The following is a 1,249-nucleotide window of genomic DNA, read 5'->3' as shown; positions in this document are numbered from 1 at the left end:
CCCCCAAAGACGCCCAGTCCCCCACCCTCACCGAACTCGAAAACGCCGGCCTCCTCCCCACCTACGAAACCTGCCGCACCCACCGCACGTCCCCGGCGAACCGAACGGACTGACGCGACTGACGCGACTGACGCGACTGACCGGAGTGAACGGGCCGAACGGAGCGGATGGAACGCCCGGGGCGAACGAAGCGGACGAACCGAAGGAACCGAAGGAATCGGAAGAATCGAACGGATGAACCCATGACGAGGGCGACCCACCACACAGCCACCCCCCACATAGCCATGATCAGCGTCGGGGCGCACGGACACGTCAACCCCAGCCTCGAGATCATCCGCGAACTGGTCTCCCGCGGACACCGCGTCACCTACGCCATCCCCCCGTCCTTCGCCGACACCGTCGCCGCCACCGGTGCCGAACCCCGGACGTACACCACCACGCTCCCCCCGGCCGGCGACCCGGACGCCTGGGGCGGCGAACTCACCGACCAGCTGCGGCTGTTCCTCACCGACGCCGGCCGCGCTCTCCCCCAGCTGCTCGCCGCCTACCGCGACGACCGCCCCGACCTGATCCTCTACGACCCGATGGCCTACGCCGCCCGCGCCCTCGCCGACCGCTGGCGCATCCCCGCCATCCAGCTCTCCCCCCACGCCGTCCCCTGGGAAGGCTGCGAAGAAGACCTCGCCGCCGACCCCGACTCCCCCCACGCCTGGCTCGCCGCCCACACCGCCCCCCTCGGCGGCGGCCGCCGGGCGCCCCGCCCGTCCCGCTGCCTCGCCCTGATCTCCCCCCTCCTCCAGCCCCACGCCGACCGCGTCGACCGCACGATCTACACCTTCACCGGCCCCTGCTGGCCCGCCACGCCGCCCCACGACCCGTGGCCCCGCCCCCCGCGCGGCGAACGCCTCCTCCTCATCTCCCTCGGCACCCTCTTCACCGGGGCCCCGGACTTCTACCGCGCCTGCCTCGCCGCCTTCGGCAACCTCCCCGGCTGGCACGTCGTCCTCCAGACCGGCCGCACCGACCCGGCCACCCTCGGCGAGATCCCGCCCAACATCGAGGTCCACCCCTGGGTCCCCCAGCGCGCCATCCTCGAACAGGCCGACGCCTTCCTCACCCACGCCGGCGCCGGCAGCGCCCACGAGGCCCTCGCCCACGGCGTCCCCATGCTCTGCGCCCCCCAAGCCGCCGACCAATTCGGCAACACCGCCATGCTCACCCGCCTAGGCATAGCCCGCCCCCTCCCCCC

At 73.2% G+C, this 1,249-nt stretch carries 1 protein-coding gene; it reads left to right on the top strand.

Going from position 1 to position 1,249, the window contains the following annotated elements; all coding sequences use genetic code 11:
* Positions 1–242: 242 nt before the first annotated feature.
* The coding region (locus ADL22_RS14185; protein ID WP_159048661.1) for a macrolide family glycosyltransferase at positions 243–1,249 on the top strand (1,007 nt) is incomplete at its 3' end.

It is taken from the genome of Streptomyces sp. NRRL F-4489 (genome assembly GCF_001509485.1).
GTDB lineage: Bacteria > Actinomycetota > Actinomycetes > Streptomycetales > Streptomycetaceae > Streptomyces.
This window is presented reverse-complemented; position numbering and strand designations above follow the sequence as displayed.